The organism is Mucilaginibacter pedocola (assembly GCF_002013915.1).
In the GTDB taxonomy this organism is placed as follows: domain Bacteria; phylum Bacteroidota; class Bacteroidia; order Sphingobacteriales; family Sphingobacteriaceae; genus Mucilaginibacter; species Mucilaginibacter pedocola.
This window is the reverse complement of the sequence record NZ_MBTF01000003.1, coordinates 280,213-299,348: the sequence shown is the minus strand read 5'-3', so window position 1 is coordinate 299,348 and position 19,136 is coordinate 280,213. Positions and strand designations below refer to the sequence as shown.

At 47.6% G+C, this 19,136-nt stretch carries 8 protein-coding genes; 1 reads left to right on the top strand and 7 read right to left on the bottom strand.

What is annotated here, in order from left to right; translation table 11 throughout:
- From BC343_RS07005 to BC343_RS06975, 7 genes are all read right to left on the bottom strand, one after another.
- The coding region (locus tag BC343_RS07005; protein WP_143822087.1) for a hypothetical protein at nt 1-2,747 on the bottom strand (2,747 nt) is incomplete at its 3' end.
- Between the two features lie 11 nt (nt 2,748-2,758).
- Nucleotides 2,759-5,956, bottom strand: a complete 3,198-nt coding sequence (locus tag BC343_RS07000) for a caspase family protein (RefSeq protein WP_078347035.1) — start codon at nt 5,954-5,956, stop codon at nt 2,759-2,761.
- Between the two features lie 12 nt (nt 5,957-5,968).
- Entirely contained in the window at nt 5,969-9,193 is a 3,225-nt protein-coding gene (locus BC343_RS06995; protein WP_078347034.1) for a caspase family protein, read from the bottom strand.
- A gap of 28 nt (nt 9,194-9,221) precedes the next feature.
- Entirely contained in the window at nt 9,222-10,859 is a 1,638-nt protein-coding gene (locus tag BC343_RS06990) for a C1 family peptidase (RefSeq protein WP_078347033.1), read from the bottom strand.
- 500 nt (nt 10,860-11,359) lie between these two features.
- On the bottom strand, nt 11,360-12,187 hold the full coding sequence (locus BC343_RS06985; protein ID WP_078347032.1) for an SGNH/GDSL hydrolase family protein: 828 nt from the start codon (nt 12,185-12,187) through the stop codon (nt 11,360-11,362).
- 40 nt (nt 12,188-12,227) lie between these two features.
- Nucleotides 12,228-14,036: an alpha-L-rhamnosidase-related protein gene (locus BC343_RS06980; RefSeq protein WP_238381714.1), complete on the bottom strand. Its 1,809-nt coding sequence runs from the start codon at nt 14,034-14,036 to the stop codon at nt 12,228-12,230.
- Between the two features lie 230 nt (nt 14,037-14,266).
- A complete protein-coding gene (locus BC343_RS06975; protein WP_078347031.1) occupies nt 14,267-17,518 on the bottom strand; it encodes a glycosyl hydrolase in 3,252 nt (1,083 codons plus the stop codon).
- 383 nt (nt 17,519-17,901) lie between these two features.
- On the opposite strand from BC343_RS06975, the gene BC343_RS06970 reads away from it, so the two are divergent.
- A complete protein-coding gene (locus BC343_RS06970; protein ID WP_078347030.1) occupies nt 17,902-19,134 on the top strand; it encodes an efflux RND transporter periplasmic adaptor subunit in 1,233 nt (410 codons plus the stop codon).
- Nucleotides 19,135-19,136: the final 2 nt, after the last annotated feature.

Genomic DNA, 19,136 nt, shown 5'->3' with positions numbered 1-19,136 from the left:
GCGTAGTAAAACACAAATACATCCTGCGGCTTAGCGTTCTTCTGCACTTCGGCAAAGGCGGCGGTGATGCCATTTTTATCGGCCTGCGCATCGGTAACAAAATAGGTTTTCAGGTTGGTAGTGATGGTTTTGGCATCCTTTTCTGCTTCGTTCTTAAACGCCGTTGCATCTGCTAAAGCGTAGTTCAGGCTCATCTTGGGATTTTTATAAGCGTTGATACCTACGACCACCAAATGCATAGTGGCATCTTTATCCACCGTCGCTACGGGACCTGTGGCACCATTGTTCAAAACAGGTGGCGTATTGGCTTGCGCGCCGCTGTTATAGTTAACAAGTATCTCGTCGGGCTCGCTCTCAGTGCGCTGACTGTTGAGGGCAACCGCGCGGATATTGTTTGCGCCGGGCAGCAAATTCAAAGTATATTTCTTTGTATCAGTACCTGTAGTGTTATCGGTAACGAACAGCCCGCGTGTAGCCAAATTCACTATCTTACCATTGTGGAACAGGCGTATCTCGTCTATCTTATCATTCTCGGCACTGGCGTTCACCGTAATTTCTGCAAGGCCGGTGGTGTTGGTATAGGTTTGCACCTTATCTTCTACCACGTTTAAATTACGGGTTACTTGTGCGTAGCTGATCCGCGCAACAGGCAACGCGTTAAATTTGACATCGATATTCTTAAAGGTTTCGCCAGCATAAAGGCGCTCGTAAAGGTGAGGCGTGTAGGCCATTTCGTAAACTTTATCCAGCGGGATAACATTACGGCCGCTGAGGTAATAAAGCCTTTTCATCCCGCCTTCTGTGCCATCAAAATGGCCTGTGGGTGCTATAAATACCCAATCGTTACTGCCTTTAAATTGGTAAAAAGTACCGTAAAGTTTTTTAGAGGGGATATCGAACGCTTGTACAGCGCCATCAGCATTGTTAGTGATAATTGTTCTTTTATCATCTAAAAAGCTAACGTTATTTACCTGTGTAGAGGTTTGCGCAGAGAACAGCCGCTTGCCTAAGGCATCATGGATGGTTATATACCCACGGTAGTCAATATCTACAAGTAAAGAGAGGTCGTTGTTGGCAACAAATTTGTCGGAAGGCGCTAATTGTTCTGAAGTGGATAGCAAAGTTTTAGTAGCTACATCATACATTTTTATATATGAGCCTATAATTACCATCAACCGCTTTTTATCTGCCGAGAGGGCGAGGTATTCCAATTTAGGGTCATCAAAGCCTTCTTTATATGGTATGCTCATCATCACCTGCCCGGTTTGCAGGTTCCAGCCCGTAATGCGGTTACCTTTATCATCCCATTCGTGCGCCACCATTGCTTTCTGGTCTTCGGTTATAAAAGCCATCCTGGCGTTATTGTAAGTAAGCACGTTGGCTTTGAGGCCAGTCTTCAGGTTCAATTTCCTGAAATATTTCTTCTCTTTTACACGGTCTTCTGCCTGATAGTATATCCAATTACCATCATTACTAAAAAACATCGGAACATCATCGCCTATCACATCCCAATTGCCATCCATTTTTGGTAATAGCTTACCGGTTGATATGTTTTTGAGGAACGCACCCTCACCATACACGGTATAGGCAACGGTGTCTCCGCTATTGCTGCGCAAATACCAATCCTCAGGGTAAGGCTTCAGTTTCTTGATACTAAGCGGCATCATGCGGCGGGTATCCAGCGTGAGTAAAGTATTGTTGGCGAAATATTGCAGGTTGAACTGTTTTTTCCGGTCGGCAACATCTACGCCCTCATAAGTTTTAAGCGGCCGCCAGAGATCAGCAAGGCGGCTCTCATAGGTTGGCTTGATCGACCGCGTGGCCAGATCGAACGTAGAGAGTGTGGTGCTGATGGGCGAGTCTCCTATTAAAACGCTGTTCTCTTTCTCCGAAAAAAAGTATATCTCGTGGCGCTTTGGTATCGAAATAGTTTTCTTAAGCACCCAGCCTTCGATATCATAAATCTTTAAAAAAGCCGGCGATTCCGAATCTTCCGAAAGGGTTATCGCTTGATTACCTTCTTCGGATACACAAAAGGAGAACTCGTTGGTTTTTTCGAGGCTGTTGCTGGTAAGCAGTTTACCTGTGTTTACATCATACACATCATAAAAAGAGCCATTTTTACTCAACGTAACAAAACGCCCGGTACGTTCAATGTAATGCGCTTCTTTGTTATAGTGAGCAAACTTAAAACTGCTTAGCAGTATTTTTTTTTGCAGATCCCAAAGCTTAAATTGCTCATTATCGTAAGCCATCATCTGCGTACCGCCGTTCAGCAGCCGCGTTACCGCAAGCCCTAATTTTGCGCCGGGGTCGGGTATGTACAGTTCAGGTTGCAGGGTTTTCAAGTCGGTTCTCATCACGCCCCTTACATCGTAGCTGTAGGCCTCGTTAGTACCTTTTTTAATTTTACCATAATCAAACTTCAGGTTCTCCCCGGTAACGGTAGAAAAACCAAACTGCGATTTTGAATTATCTATCAATACTTCGCCATCATCTGATACCGAAACAGGAAAAAACTTTTCGGCGTAATCTGTTATCGTTGTGTTTTGAAAGGTGCGTAACTGAATGTGGCGTTTCCTGTCCCACATAATTAATTTTCCGCCGCCAACGGTGTAAATGTATTTACCTTGTTTATCGGCAACCACATAGCTTACCTGCCCGCCGGTGGGTGCAACCAAATTACCTGTTTGCGCAAATGCTGCGGTGCTTATAAATAAGGTTAGGATGTATAATATTTTTCTCATAGGTCAATTTTCTATTTCATCATCTCTACCGGGAAATCGCTGCCGTAGCCATAAGTGGCGGGGTATTGCGGCGCGCCGTTGTATTTCTTCATCAGGTCGGGCACCTGTACCTGTAAAAAGTTTTTGAGCCCGTTTATGGTTACCATTTTGTTGCTGGCGGCCTCGCCCTGCATGGCTTTAAGCAATACGTAGGTGAATGCGCCGTGCCCCAGTTGCGCAAACTCCTGCGCAAATTGCTGGCTGCCGCTGGCGGCTATCCAATGTGTACCCGTGCTACGTGCCACAACGGCCAGGTTCTTTTGTTGGTTGGCATCGTTGGTCATCAGTTGCTGAAAGGCTCCTGCGCTTTGGCAGGCATCTAAAATAAACACCTGTTTTTGCGCCGAAATATCTATAGCATACTGCTGCAGCATTTTTGACGGGATGCCATTTTGAGCAAGCGCCTCGTCCACATTCTTCAGGTCGGTTACATCATTAGGTACCAGGTAAAACTCCTTGTTTTTATCGCTGATAACGCCGTGGCCGGCGTAATAGAAAACAAATACGTCCTGCGGTTTGGCGTTCTTTTGCACCTCGGCAAAGGCTGCGGTTATGCCGTTTTTATCGGCCTGTGCATCGGTAACAAAATAGGTTTTTACATTGGTGATAATAGTTTTGGCATCTTTCTCGGCCTCGTTCTTAAATGCCGTAGCATCTGCCAAAGCGTAGTTCAAACTCATCTTGGGGTTTTTATAGGCATTGATGCCCACTACCACCAAATGCATAGTAGCATTACGGTCAACCTGAGCAAGCACACCGTTAGTACCATTGTTTGCAGGCACAGGAAGGTTAGGCTGGCCGGCGGCTTTGTAGTTTACGGTTATTTCGTCGGGGCGGCTTTCGGTGCGCTGGCTGTTAAGAGCTACCGCACGGATGCTGTTAACGCCCGGCAACAGGTTAAGGGTATATTTTTTGGTATCGGTACCGGTGCTGTTATCGGTAACAAATAAACCACGGGTGGCCAGGTTCACTATCTTACCGTTGTGGAACAGGCGTATCTCGTCTACCTTATCATTCTCGGCGCTGGCATTTACCGTGATCTCTGCTACGCCGGTGGTGTTGTTATAGGTTTGCACCTTATCCTCCACCACGTTAAGGTTACGGGCAACTTCGGCATAATTGATGCGTACTTTTGGCTGCGGGTTGATGATGATATCTATCGGCGGGAAATCTTCGCCATTTACCAGGCGCTGGTAAAGATTCGGCGTGTAAAACCGTTCATATACCACATCCAGCGATACTTTTATTCGGTTGCGGAAGTAGTACATGCGCTTCATCCCCCCTTCGGTACCATCAAAACGACCGTAGGGGTCTATAAAAACAAAGTCGTCGCCATCGTTAAACAAATACAGCGTACCCAACAGTTTGCCCGTTTGGGTTTGCCAAACTTTTATGGTTTGGTCTTCGGCTACGGTGTACATCAAGGCGGCATCCTGCGAGAACAAAATTCGTCGTACCTGCGCCAAATGCCCGGATACGCTATAAAGTTGTGTACCATCGGCTTTATAGGCGGTTATAAAACCGTTAACACTACCCGTGACAAATGTGGAGAGATCAGGCGTGGCGTTTACCACATCGTGCCCAAGCGAAACTTTAAATTTGTTTACCAGTGCTCCGGCTGCAATGTCGTATAATTCGGGCGTGCCGTTGCGGGTAAACAACACCTGTTTTTTATTAGCAGATACAGAGATATAGTTATGGCTATCCTCCCCCATATTTTTATCGAACAATAGTTTACCGGAGGTAATGTCCCAAACTTTGGCATGGTCGTATTGGTAACCTTCATCTATCGCGGCAAGCATGCTTTTATCCGGAGTAAGTTTCGGGTTACGGGTACCAATAAAACTGATGAGGGGCACCGTAACACCTGTTTTGGTGTTCATCCGGTAAATGGTACAGCGTTGTTTTGGAATGCTAAAAAGGGTGTAATAAAGCTCTGTCCCCGTTTCGTTAAAGAAAAAGTTATCCCGCTCGTTGGTAGACGCTTCATCAATAAGTTTCTTAACGGTCAACAGCAATTTCCCGGTTTTGATATTCTTCAATGTCAAACTTTTATACCCGCTGAATATAGCAACGGTATCGCCCGTGGTACTAAAAGCCATAACGCTCATGTTAGCAATAGGCTTATGCCTAAAGGGTTTTAGCTTTACCATATCGATGCTTTTGTAAACCGAATCGTCGGTAACGATATTGAGCGTGGCCGTTGAGTAATTATATTGCAGAGAACTGAAGATATCGCCCCCCAGATCTGCCACCTGGCGCTTGAACGTTGCCAACTTTGCCCCCGTTTTTACATTTATCACATCAATATCAACACCTTTAACCGCAAAAAGCCGCCCGGTACTGCCATTGTAATAACCTGTGGAAAGCGCTGTTATCCGTTTTACTGGCAGCCAGGTTTCGCCATTGTAAATGGTGAAAGTGTTGGTGATCATATTGCCATCGTAATAAATAAACTCCGTGTTATCTGCAGATGGGATAAGCAGAGGCTGGCTCTCGGTATGCTTTAGTGTGCTGAGTACTTTCCCGGTATAAATATCCCTGATGTTTACGGGCTTCTCGGGTAGGTAGTTAGCCATGGCGTGCAGGGTTGGCAAGTAAACCATGGAGTTGAGATATTCTGCTTTGTACTCAAAGTCCAGTTTTTTTTGAGCAAGGTCGTAAATTCGCCAGGCAGTGTTGTCGTACGCTAATAAACGGCCATCCTCCAAAACGAAGGCGCTGAGGGAGTAACCAAACCCCGGCGTTTTTAATATTTCTTCGCCTTTGCCTGTATTGGCATCGGCAATAATAAGGCTGCTGCCGATAATGTATATTTTAGTATCATCCGGCGAAAAGGCGAACGTGTTAGAAGAACCGCCCATCTTAAACAGTAGCTTACCCGTCACTGTTGAATAACAGCTACCAAAGAGTATCATTTTGGTACCGTCGTTACTCAGTATGATATCCTTACCCCCATTTTCGAATGTGTAAAGCTGATCGTGGGTTTTCACGTCCCACATGATCACCTTGTTCGATTCGAGGGTATACATGTATTTGCCCTGCTTATCCACCACAATACTGCTTACGGGTTTTGCATGCCCGCTTGGTATAATGATGTTGCCCGTTTGAGCCATAACAGAAACTGCGACAAAAAAGCAAAGGCAAATGATCAGGATAATTCTCTTCATCTCATTCGATAATTATTTCATTACTTCTACCGGGAAGTCATTCCCATAGCCATAAGTAGCCGGGTATTGCGGGGCGCCGTTATACTTCTTCATCAGCCCGGGCACCTGCACCTGCAAAAAGTTTTTCAGCCCGTTTATGGTTATCATTTTATTACTCGCTGCCTCGCCCTGCATGGCTTTGAGCAATACGTAGGTGAAAGCACCGTGACCTAACTGTGCGAACTCCTGCGCAAATTGCTGGCTGCCGCTGGCGGCTATCCAATGCGTACCCGTGCTACGGGCAACAACGGCAAGGTTCTTTTGCTGGTCGCCATCTGCGGCCAATAGTTGCTGAAATGCCCCGGCACTCTGGCAGGCATCCAATATGAAAACCTGTTTTTGCGCAGGGATATCAATGGCATACTGCTGCAGCATTTTTGAGGGGATACCGTTCTGTGCCAGCGCTTCATCCACGTTCTTCAAGTCGGTAACGTTATTGGGGACGAGGTAAAACTCCTTGTTCTTCTCGCTGATGACGCCGTGCCCGGCGTAGTAGAACACAAATACGTCCTGCGGCTTAGCGTTCTTCTGCACTTCGGTAAAGGCAGCTACTATGCCATTTTTATCGGCTTTATCATCGGTAACAAAGTATGTTTTTAAGTTGCTGATGATGGTTTTAGCATCCTTCTCGGCTTCATCTTTAAAAGCCGTAGCATCTGCCAGCGCGTAGTTGAGGCTCATTTTCGGGTTCTTATAGGCGTTGATGCCGATCACCACCAAATGCATGGTGGCATTTTTGTCTACCTGTGCAATTATAGCTTTGTTATTGTTCACTGGCACAGGCGCATCGGGCTGGCCTGCTACTTTATAGTTTACCAGTATCTCATCCGGCTCGCTCTCGGTGCGCTGGCTGTTGAGGGCCACCGCGCGGATGTTATTTACGCCGGGCAATAAATTCAGCGTGTACTTCTTGGTATCGGTACCTGTATTGTTATCGGTTACAAACAAACCGCGCGTGGCCAGGTTCACTATTTTACCATTGTGGAACAGGCGTATCTCGTCTACCTTATCATTCTCGGCACTGGCATTGACGGTTATTTCAGCCACGCCGGTAGTGTTGTTATAGGTTTGCACTTTATCCTCTACCACGTTCAGGTTACGGGAGACCTCTGCATAACTGATGCGCACTTTTGGCTGCGGATTGATGATGATATCTATCGGCGGAAAATCTTCGCCATTTACCAAGCGCTGGTACAGGTTGGGCGTGTAAAAACGTTCGTAAACAACATCCAACGATACCTTCACGCGGTTACGGAAGTAGTACATCCGTTTCATGCCGCCCTCGGTACCATCAAAACGGCCGTAAGGGTCTATAAAAACAAAGTCGTTACCATCGTTAAACAGATACAACGTACCCAGCAATTTGCCGGTTTGGGGCTGCCATACTTTAATGGATTCATCGTCGGAGATGGTGTACATTATCCGGCTATCGGGCGAAAACAAAGCCCGGCGTACCGACGAGGTGTGTTCGTGCCTGCTGTAAGCATATTTACCCTGCGCATTTATAGCATCTATCTGCCCGTCGGCGCGGCACTGAAAAACCATGGAGAGATCGGGCGTGCAGGCGTATATTGCAAACTGGGTTAAAGGCGCATAGCCTTCCGAGCGCGACAGCATGCTCCCTGTGGCCATATCATATATCTCGGTGGCGCTATCGTGCACTATCAGTACCCGTTTTTTATCATTCGAGAGTGAAATAAACTCCGCATTACCCCCTGCTATCTTTGGTGCGAATATTACCTTACCCGTCGCCAGGTTCCAAACTTTAGGGCTGCCAGCTTCTATAGCCGCCAACATACTCTTATCAGGATGAATGTAAGGGAACAACAGGTTGGTAAAATCGAAGACCTTTGTTATCAAGCCCGACTTCACTCCTATTTTATTCAGCGTATACAGCTGCCGTTTTACATTAAAGGTGGTAAAGTATACCTGCGTGCCCGAGGCATCGAAAAAGAAATTCTTGCGCTCGGTAGATGCAGCTTCATCTATAAGTTTTATAGCCGGTTGGATGAATTTATTGGCTTTGATATCCTTGATATAACCCTTGTGATCGTCGAACACTGCAATGGTATCGCCGGTAGGGCTAAAGGTTATCATATCGGTAAAAATGGGCAGTGGCTTACGCCTGAAAGGATTCAGCTTCACCATGTTGATGCTCCTGTACACCGAGTCGTCTGTAATAATATTCAGGATGCCGGTCCTGAAATCATACTCCATGCTCGAGAACACATCGCGCCCCAGGTCCGACACCAGTTTTTTAAACGCCGCTCCTGATTTGCCGGTCGTTGTATTCAGCAAAAAAACTTCCGAATAATGCGTGGCGTACATAGTATGTTGTGCACCCGTAAAATACCCCTCATTTAAATTTCCGCCGGCGTCGAATTTCTTGACAGGCAAAAACGTTTCGCCGTTGTAAACGGTGTACAGGTAGCTTTCGAAAGCCCCATCGTTAAATATGAAATCCTTGTTGTTTACCGATGGGAACAACTTGTAATTGTTGGTCATTACCGGCAGCGTTTTCAGCACTTTCCCTGTATTCATATCCCGGAAGGCTATGCCCGAGCCTTCGGCCGGTCCGGCTATTGCTTTCATTGCCGGCAAGTAAGTCTCCTTGGCCTGCCTGGTATACTTGTATTCGAACTCTTTCTTTTTTTGCGCGAGGTTCCATATCTTCCAGCCCCTGTCGCTATGGGTTATGATGCGGCCATCGTCCAACAGTTCCAGTTGGGGATCGTCGTAACCGTCGTCGGGTATCAACTCTGTTTCTGCTTGAGTGGCTATATCAACAGCAATAATCCCCCTCTTGTAGCGGTATATGGTTTTATCATCCGCAGAGAATTTACAGTTTCTGCCGCCCAGAGAAGAATCGGTAGTGAATAGCTTCTTGCCTGTTACGGTGGAGAAAAAAGTAACATCGCTAAGCCCGGCAATAGCCAGTATAGTGCCGTCATGGCTTACCTGAGCATCTTTTATATATTCCATAGCCAGTGGCCAGCTATACAATTGTTCATGAGTTTTGGCATCCCACATCACCGCTTTGGGGCTTTCTACCGTGTATAAGTATTTGCTTTGCTTATCAAGCAATACAAATCTTATCTGTTCGGCATTGCCGTTCGGGATAACGATATTGCCGGTTTGGCTGTAACCGGCCAAGGCGCTGCCCAACAGGGCGAGCGCCAGCCAAAGGCCCTTCTTCATACCTTCAGGGGTTTTAATAGAAGATGAATTACTGGTGTTTTATCTCAACCATCAGGGGCACTACGCTGCCTGTGGTTGGCCTTTTGTCGTCATCGTCGGTTACGGTGAGGTTGCGGGTTGATAATGGTTTGGTGCTGAAACCTACCTTATCGCCGGCGTAATTTATCTTGCTCTTATCGATAAGTTTGTTGCCCAGCACGGTTTTTATTTTGTGGCTCAGGCCGCCTTTCATGCTGTTCATTTTCTCTACAATGGCAGGCGCATCCAGTTTTTGTGCCGAGTAAAGCACCAGCAGGTAATCAACACCTTTCTGCTCATCCATCTGTATCACTTTAGTATCCGATGGGAAGGCAATGGTACTGTTAGCGCCAACGTGGGTTGATACCGATGCATCATATGGCAATATCAGGTTCACTTTACCGGTTAAGTCGGTAGCAAATGCGTATACATAGGCTTCGGCATCAATATTCATCATGAAGCGGAATTTAGTACCGCTGCTGTAAGTATTGGCCATGGTGTAGGCTACCAGATCTTCCTTAGCATCTTTCGAGTCATCTTCTACCGTAAGGTTACGGGTCGATATCTTGTTCACGGGCATATCGTCGCCGGTATTTAGTTTAAATTCCATGCTGCCGCTGAGCGCGAAAGTACCTGCATCGGGCACAGGTTGTGGTTTTGGCTCGGGCTTAGGTTCAGGAGCCGGAGTTGGTGCAGGGGTTGGTGTTGGTGCAGGTGTTGGCGGCGGAACGGGTTTTGGTTGTGGTTTTGGCGCTTCATCAGGAGGCTGGGTGTTGGGATTGCCAAATACCTGCAGGGCCAATACGCACCAGCGGGTGAAATCCGAATAACGCATCCATACAAAGCCACCATCGGCCCAGCCGGTGCCCCAGCTGTTCATAATGCGGAAAGAACCGCCCGCTTTGTTATCATCGTAACCAATAATAGCCATAGCGTGGCCATTGTGCTTCCAGTTACCGGCCGCCTCGTTAGCATCCGGGTACCAAACATCTGATTTGATGCGGAAGAATGTTTCAGGTATATGAAAACCGCCCGATACCGGTGAACCTTCGGCCAATGCTTTCTTAACCGAAGCCACCATATCTTCGTTAGATTTTACATACTTATCGTCCTTCATCATCCCCTGGGCGGCGAACAATATGGCGGCATCCTGTATTTTGTAATTTGCGGCTTCGGCGCGTATCTGGTCGGTTACTACGTAGTTGCAAACGTAAGGTACGCGGCGGTAAAGGGCATCGCCTCCGGTTATCATGGTAACCAACGCCTTTATGGGGTCGGTACCTTCCTGGCAATCGCTATCGCCGGCGCGTTTTATTTGCTCGTATAGGTAGGTGGCCGAGTAAGCATACTTGTCCTTCAGGGCCTGATCTGTAAGGTTATGGGTTTTGTTGTATAAAATGGTACCTACCGAGTAGCCGTTGGCAAAGGCCACGCAGGTGCCGTGGTTACCCTGGTCGCCGGGGGTTGGGGCAAAGCGCTCCAGGCTGGCAGAGGCAGGTAATCCGCGAAAACTTCTTAAGGATAAGGTTACTTTTTGGGGTGTGGCCGCAATGCTTTCGGCACTGAAAACCGCGCCGGTGCCGCGCTGCTGGGCGTTGGCGCTTAAGCTTAATGCAGCAAGTACTGTGAATAAGGAGGCAACTTTCATATTAAGTGTGGATTTGGGTTTTCATATTATTATTGCGGCTTACGCTTGCAATACCAACATCCCTCCCAAAACACAGCCTACTGATATTAAGCTACATGATACACATTACTCATAAAAAAAGAACAAATATTTAATATGCCGGGAAGTTTAATTGGCAATGCAATATAGATAGCATACCGCATCCGGCATATACCGTGATTACGGTATATTGATAGGTTATTTACGCGAATTGGGAATGTATTATTTATGGAACCATAGCGATGGGTTTGAAACCCATCGCTATGGTTCCATATGCCCTAACGCCCGTCCAGGCGTCCACGCCTGGATGAGAACATTTTTGAGCGTCCACGCTCACGACTTTCGCCAGCGTGGACGCTGGCAGAATTTTACCTTCAGGCGTGGACGCCTGAAGGGGCAGGGAAATGGGAATGTATTATTTTATGAAACCATAGCGATAAGTTTGAAACCCATCGCTATGGTTGGAGCGACAACGTGAGGCGCTATTTCAACTTTTTAACAATAGCCTTCGTAATTATAGCATTGCCCTTGTCCGACGGATGCAAACCATCATAAGTTAGGTTGATAGCTTCTAATGGGTATGGGTACTCATCAGTTGCAGGGTTGTAGGCAGGTTGTGTATATTCCGGGTACTTATAGTTGGTGTACACTCCTGTTTGCGGGTCTTTCAGGCGTTTGAACTTTACCATGTTCTCCGGCTTCAGCTGTTTGTTATGATAAAGGTCAACAACCGGGATATGCTCGAATGCGCCAATTGAATCGATAGCATTAGCAAAGGCTTCCAGCGACTGCCCGTTTTTGTCTTTATAGGAGCCATAGGCATTGTTGTTATGATCGGCCAGGTAAACAAAGTCGCCGCGTTGCATGGGCGTTATCAGCAGTATTTTGGCTTCCGGGTTTAGGCTGCGCAGTTTATTAATGATGATGCGGTAAGAGCCGTATACTGAGATGTTACCCTTATTGTTCTTGTAATCATCAAGGGTACCTACGGGCCTGCCCTGCCACCAGTCATTGGTGCCTAAAAACACCGAATAGATGTCTGCCTTAGTTAAACCCAAGCTGTCTATCCTTTTGGCGATGCCTCCCGATGTCCACCCGTTGAAACCTTTATTGATGTATTGCAGCCCGGGCAATTGCTCTGTTACCCGTGTTAAATAGCCTTTGGTGACACGGTTGCCCGTTTCGTCGAGATGGTCGTTCAAATAAGTTATCGAATCGCCTATGGCTACCCAAGTAGTCTCTTTTTCCTTAAACGAGGTAAGTAAATACCCTGCCGTAAGGAAAACAAATAGTCTTTTTAACAATGCCATACCCGATGTTATATGTTTTGATCAATTATACGGTTAAATATCAATTTACCGACTTAATGATCATAATACCTTTCGGTGCTTGTACATCTATCTTCACCTTCCCGTTAGCCAGTTTGGTATTCTTTATTTTAACAATGCCTAATGGCGTAGGGAATGTGCCCTCCGCATAAGTTAAGTTACCCAAATGCGGTTCTATCTTCAGCACTTTACAACCGGGGGCCATTACGTTTACACCCAATACGTATTGGGTTAGCCATGGTGTTGGCCCCGATGCCCAGCCGTGGCTAAGGCTGTGGCGGAAACCTTTGTAGCAGAATGCACCGTAATCGCCATGGATATCTTTTTTACCCGCGGGCACCAGTTCGTCTATTCGCGAAGCGTTGGGCAACCAATCGATATTAAAATCTTCCCAAAAGGAGGTCGCCCCTAATGAAAGCATCGGGCCCCAGTAATCTTTTATAGCATCTATCGAACCCTGGTAATCGCCGGCTTTGGCTTTCGCCATTAGCATGTAATAGCCAAAGAAGGTAGAATAATCGTGCACGCCACCGGCCGACAATACAGCATTCGCCTTATCGGCAGGCATTAAACCGGATAGGCCCAAAAGCGCTGCCGCTTGTTTAGACTTGCCCGGATCGGGCACATTCTTTTTGAGGCGGGCAACGGCGGCTTTGCACTTAGCAGCAGTTGTTGGGTCGCCTAAAATGGTTGATAGCTCGGCACCAGCATCCAGTGTCATGGCCAGCATTCCTTGCAAACCCGCATGGATGGCTTTCGGGTCGGTGCTGCTTGGCCAATCCAGGAAGCGCGTGCCATCTTTCAGCGCTTCGCTGTTGTTATCGTCAATTTGTTTCAGGTACAAATTCAGCAGCGCTATCATATATGGCTTCTGTTGTTGCAGGTACTTCAGGTCGCCGTTATGCATGTACCAGTCGTGCTGAATGAGGAGCCACCACATCGAGTAGGATATCATGCCATTCATGTATTCGGGCAGCGGGGTAATATCTCTTGCCAGGTCGAGGCTTTTGGGTACCACGTTGCTGTTGCCGAATACCGCCGCAATGGTAGATGTTTCGGGGTGCATATCCCCTACCCAAACCAGGCGGTCGCGTTTGATGCCGTCCCACAGGTAATCCTGCATGTTGAGGTGCACGGTGTAAGCCCCGGTCATCCAAATTTTATTGAGCAGGGTATCGCTGCTTTTAAACGAGCCCAAGTACGGGATGTCACGAAAGATAAATATCGCCCGGGCTTCTTTCAGCTTCAGTTCTGCATTATCCCCCAGCAGGTCTATCCGCACGAAACGGAAACCCGTGTTGCCTACTTCCAGCTTACCCAGCCAAGGCAGCGATATTTCAAAATCGCGCATGGCGTGGTCGTTAGTGGCGCCTTTTACGGTATCGATATTACTCATTGCCTCGCTCGCCGATTCGCCGAAACGGATGCGCACCCTAATGGGCTTGCCCCCGCGCGATTGGTCGGTAACCAGTTGCAGCCCGCCATGCAGTTCGCGCCCAAAATCGAGCAGGAGGCTTGCTTTTGCTGTCGCGGTGTTTTGCAAAATGCACAGGTCTTTTCCCGAAAGGTTGGCCTGCCCGTCGCCTGTCTTCAGCAGCCTTGCTGCATTTTTAATATTAGCCGCATCGGTGGTACTTTGCCACAGTATTTTGGTTGGCGAAAGGTAAGTGCGTACCGTTTCTTCTTTTTGTACCGCACGTTTATCGCCCGCAAATACCGGCGGGAGTTGGGCGTAGGTGTTTTGAGCTAAAAGCAGAAAGGTGAAAGCTAAAAGCGTAAAGGAATAATAGCGCGAGCCTGTGTTTCGCGTTAATGCATTACGGACTAACACACCCCTGCTCCCGCTCTTACCTACGCGCCCCCTCTCAAGAGGGGAACTAAAACCATCCTTCGTCAAAGCCAAAAGCGCGGAAAGGCTTGTGCGGTTCCCCTCTTGAGAGGGGTGCAGGGGTGTGTTTTGCGTGCTATGCATAACGCTTTTCATAATGGCTAACACACCCCTGCTCTCACTCAGTCTCTCGCGCCCCCTCTCAAGAGAGGAATTAAAAAAAATCTTCATCATCAATATTTTATCACATCAATTTTAACCGGGCCTAACAAACCCGACTGTTGTAACCCCGTATTAGCATCCGGGCCATAAATAACCTGTGTCGGGCGCGTGCCTACCGGCATTTTGCTATCGCCTACCAGGCGGTTCACCCAGTTGTTCACTACTTTCACTTCCAGTTTGTTCTCGCCTGCTTTTACAGCTTTGCTAATATCTACGCGGTAAGGCGGAGTCCAAACGCCACCCATTTCTTTGCCGTTTACGTACACCTTAGCTATGGAACGTGCCAGCCCAAGGTCGATAACATATTTGCCGCCTTGCTGCAGCTTCTCTACTTTAAAGCTATTGCGATACCATGCCGTGCCCGAGTAATATTTAATGCTATCATTCGCGCTTTTCGACCAATCGGCCAAGGTATCAAAAACAATAGGTTTTACGGGGCCACGCATGGTTTTATCGAAACTAACCGTCCATGGTTTTTCAATGCTGATGCTTTTGGCCGGCACAGGATAATTGGTTTTAGCTTTATTACCACCTTTGCCGGGCTTCCTGAAGATAATGAAAGCGCTTTCCAGCGGTGCTAATTGCATTGGCACTTTAGTAGTGGTTGCGGTTTGCGTATAATTTGGCAAGGCACGCGTTTTACCGGTTATCGCATCCCACAACTCAGGCTGTTTACCTGCTATCGAAAACTCCCCGGTAAAGTTTATCGGCTTCTCGTTCTGATTCGATACAAAATACATATCGCCATCGGCCAGTTTGCGGTGGATGAATAATACCTGTTCGGCATTCCGCGCTTTAAAATCGGGGCCAGCCTTCACTATCTTAAAGGCTTCTTCCATACCCATACCACTCAGCACCATACCTTTGCCGTAATGGTGTACTTTGGCTTCGGCGCCTTCGCCCCACATTTCGGCAGCAAGGCTTTGTACCTGCCCGTCAGCTGCAGGGTAACCCGCTAAGCTTGGCGAACGGCTTGGCTTTGGCCCCAATACCACGCCGCCCTGCAACACCAGCTCTTTTATTTTAACTAACAATTCCGGGCGCATGGTTTCCAGCTTTGGCAACACCAACACGCTGTAGGTAATGCCGTTAGGCAGTACAAATTTGCCATTCTTTACCGATAGCCTATTTTTGATAACCTCTCCGTTGATGTAGTCGAAAGAGTAACCTTCGGGCAAGGCAGGGTCGGTAACACCAGTCATTTTTGGTGCATCCTCGCCGATGAAATAAGCTGCATCGGCCACATAGCGCCCTTGCTGCAGCATCATGTTACAGCGTTTTAGGTACTTCATCAGCACATCCATATCATAAAACCAGGTATTCTGGCGGTTAAACTCCACCCCGAACCAAGCCGTTTGGCCGGGTTGCGTTTTATCATCACCGGGCTGAGCCACGTAAACGTGCAGCAGGGTATTGTTGATACCCTCGGTAAAAAACCTGTCGCCACGTTTTTTGAACATGGCCGGGTAACGCCCGAATGGTGCACCCGCCGCCGTGAATGATTCTGCCGACACTTTAGTTTTACCATAAATATGTGCCGATGATGATGCCGCACGGTTCTCAATATCGCCCAGGTCGCCCTCGCTCCAAAACTCGCCCCCAATCTCGTCGGATTGGCCGCCGTACTGCAAAAACTCGCCGGGATAGCCCCAATGCCCGTAATTCTCTAGCCAGGTGTGCAGGCCGTATTTGTGGCTTACATCGCGCAGACCGCCAACGTATTTGTAAGAAACATCGTCGGCAATTAAACGGCGCAGGTCCCACAAAAACCTGTCAGACATATCGCGGCTGCCTACCACTTTACCTTGTAAAACGGGCAGGTATGGTATAGGGTCATATTTGTAAACCTGTTTAAACTCGGCAGCAAGGCCGTCGGTCCAGTTTTGGCCGCCGGTTTCGTAGCTATCCTGCACCACTACCTTCCAGGTTTTGCGGTCGGCAGCGGGTATGCGTTTTAATATCTCGCCCATAAAGGCATCAAAGTGGGCAGCAACGTGCTCCTTGCTCATCTTATCCACTTCCAGCCCCTGCCCCTCTTTTGGCGCAGGCGAATTGGTTACCAAAGTTGGTACCATGCCGGTGCGCTCAATTATCCAGTTGCCGGCGGGCACGTTCCAGTTAAGCGTGCCGTCGGCAGCCATCGAAGCTGATATATCCTGCACTTTTGCGGGGTCTATGTCGTAGCTGTTTTTATCGTTGGGTTGAACATCCCATTGGTAGGCCGTCCAGAAAGGATGCGGCGTTGGCCACATTTTGCCTAAAGTTTTCTCGAGGTAGTCTTCTACCATCGGCACCGACGAAAATTTTATCTCTGCCACGCCCGAATTGCCCGACACCTTGTTAAACACCACCCTAAAGCTTGTTGCCGAAGTTGCAGGTGTTGATATGGTAGCCGGCCCGTAAGGTATGAAGCCTGTATTGAGCGCCGGGTTGCGGCGGTCGATAGTGAATTGCCTGATGGTTACGTAACCGGTATCGTTTTTTGCCTGCACCTCGCCCTGCAAAATTACAGGATGTTGGCTGGTGTTGATGGTTACACTGCGGAGCGTATAAGGTTGCGACACATTTACATCTACCGCTAAATGTTTGCCTTCCTTTACCGGCACTGCAGTAGCATCGCTCCCATCAAATAAATTATCCAGCGAATCTACTTTTGGCATCGAGCTATAAGTGGGCTTTAGGGCGCTTATATCCGACTGATAATCGTTAGCTACAGGATAAGCAATTACCTTTACATCCTGAAAATCGGCCTTAGGCACGGGCAGTTTTTGGTTGAACACCATTGGCCCCTTCACCATAGTTTGCGATGATGTTAAATACCGCATAGACTGCCCCGGTTTAACCCATGGCCCGCCCGACTGGCTCCAGCCCGGCCCGTTAAAAATACCTATCTCGATATTCAACCTTGTGGCAGCTTTAAGCGCAGCGTGGGTTATTTCCCACCACTCCGGCGAAAACATTTTTACCTTACCATTCGGCACCTCATCCAAACCGATATTGCCGATGAAAGCACGGTTGATACCCACTTTCTTCATCGCCTCCAAATCTTTCACCACACCCTCTTTGGAGATGTTGCCCGATATCCAATACCAGTAAACACTGGTTTGTACCGAATCGGGGATGGTAGCAAAATCTGTTTCGAGGGTTTTAAAAGTTGATGAACGATGAGGCAAAGCCTTACTTGTGGGTTTGCTTTGTGCATTAGCTTGCAGCGCGCCAATGGCGAGGCCGGCTAACAGTAGGCAGGTGTGTTTTAGTGGCATCAAAAAAATCAGGTTTAAAACAGGAGGAGCCTGTTATGAGGGGCTTAAATTATAAAAGGCACATGGTATGCGCATCCTGCACCGTCATGGGGATGAAGTAGTTTTTCATAGCTACGCATGCCGTTGGCGAACACTTACCCCATCGTTTAAATCCTGCTTTTGGTCGATTTTAGATATATGTTTCGTCGATTTGGGGCAGAAAACAAATTTGGAATGCCATTATTTGTAACATCTAAGCACCTTTCACCATCTATCAATGATCAGGGTAAGTGGCATTAAACAAGGCAAATTGTCCTATGTAAATTAACAAGCACCAATAGCTTTTATTGACGGTTTGATAATTACATTTGCCTGATATTATAATAATGATATAAACAGAAATAATGATAAGGCAACTGAAATTAATAAACGCCCGAACACCTCTCTTAGGTAAAACCCATCTGACGCTTAAAAACACTTGCCTTATTGGCCTTACAGCAGCAATTCTTTTTTCATCGTGCGGAGGCAAAAAAGAACAGGGCGCAGGCGGCCCGGGTGGTCCCGGCGGTGCGCAGGTACTGGATTATAAAGTACTTGAACTGCAACCACATAGCGCTACCCTGAGTGTTGATTACCCTGCCAGCATACAAGGGCAGCAGAACATCGAAATTCGCCCCAAAGTAGATGGCTATGTAGAAAAAATATTTGTTGACGAAGGTAGCATTGTTACCAAAGGCCAGTTGTTGTTTAAAATAAACGCCCCGCAATACGAGCAGGAAGTACGCACCGCCGAGGCCGGTATTAAAACTGCCGAAGCCGACCTGGCCCTTGCGCGCATGCAGGTAAACAAAGTGAGGCCATTGGTAGAGAAAGACATCATTAGCAAATATGAGCTGGAATCGGCTGAGTATACACAACAATCGAAAGCTGCTGCACTGGCTCAGGCAAAGGCTGCTTTGGCCAATGCAAAAGTTAATTTAGGTTACACTACTATTAACAGCCCGGTTAGCGGCGTTATTGGTTCGTTGCCTTATAAACTGGGTAGCCTGGTAACCGCCACTACCACCGAACCGCTCACAACGGTTTACAATACAGCCAACGTGTATGTGTACTTCGCTATTAACGAAAAGCAATTGCTGGAACTAAACCGCGATGGCAGCGGCACAAAGCCTTTGAAAGACGTTATTGCCAAAATGCCCAATGTATCTTTAATACTGCCCGATAGCAGCGTGTACGAGCATACCGGCCGTGTAGAAACCGTTAACGGACTGATAAACACCGCCACCGGTGCTGCCAACGTACGTGCCGATTTTGTGAACCCTAAAGGCCTTATCCGCAGCGGCAGCAGCGCAAGCGTACGCATACCACATGTGGTAAAAGATGCCATTTTGGTACCCCAAAGCTCGACTTACGAATTACAGGATAAGCGTTTTGTTTACGTGGTTGGCGCACAAAATAAAGTGAAGAACGTAGCCGTAAAGGTGATGGAAAACACCGCCGGGCCGTTTTATGTGGTTACAGGTGGCGTTAAAAGCGGCGAAAAGATAATCCTCGAAAGCTCGGGCAATATACCCGATGGTACCGAAATAAAACCAAACCCGGTTAGCGCAGCATCGGTTTACGGTAACCTTAAATAATT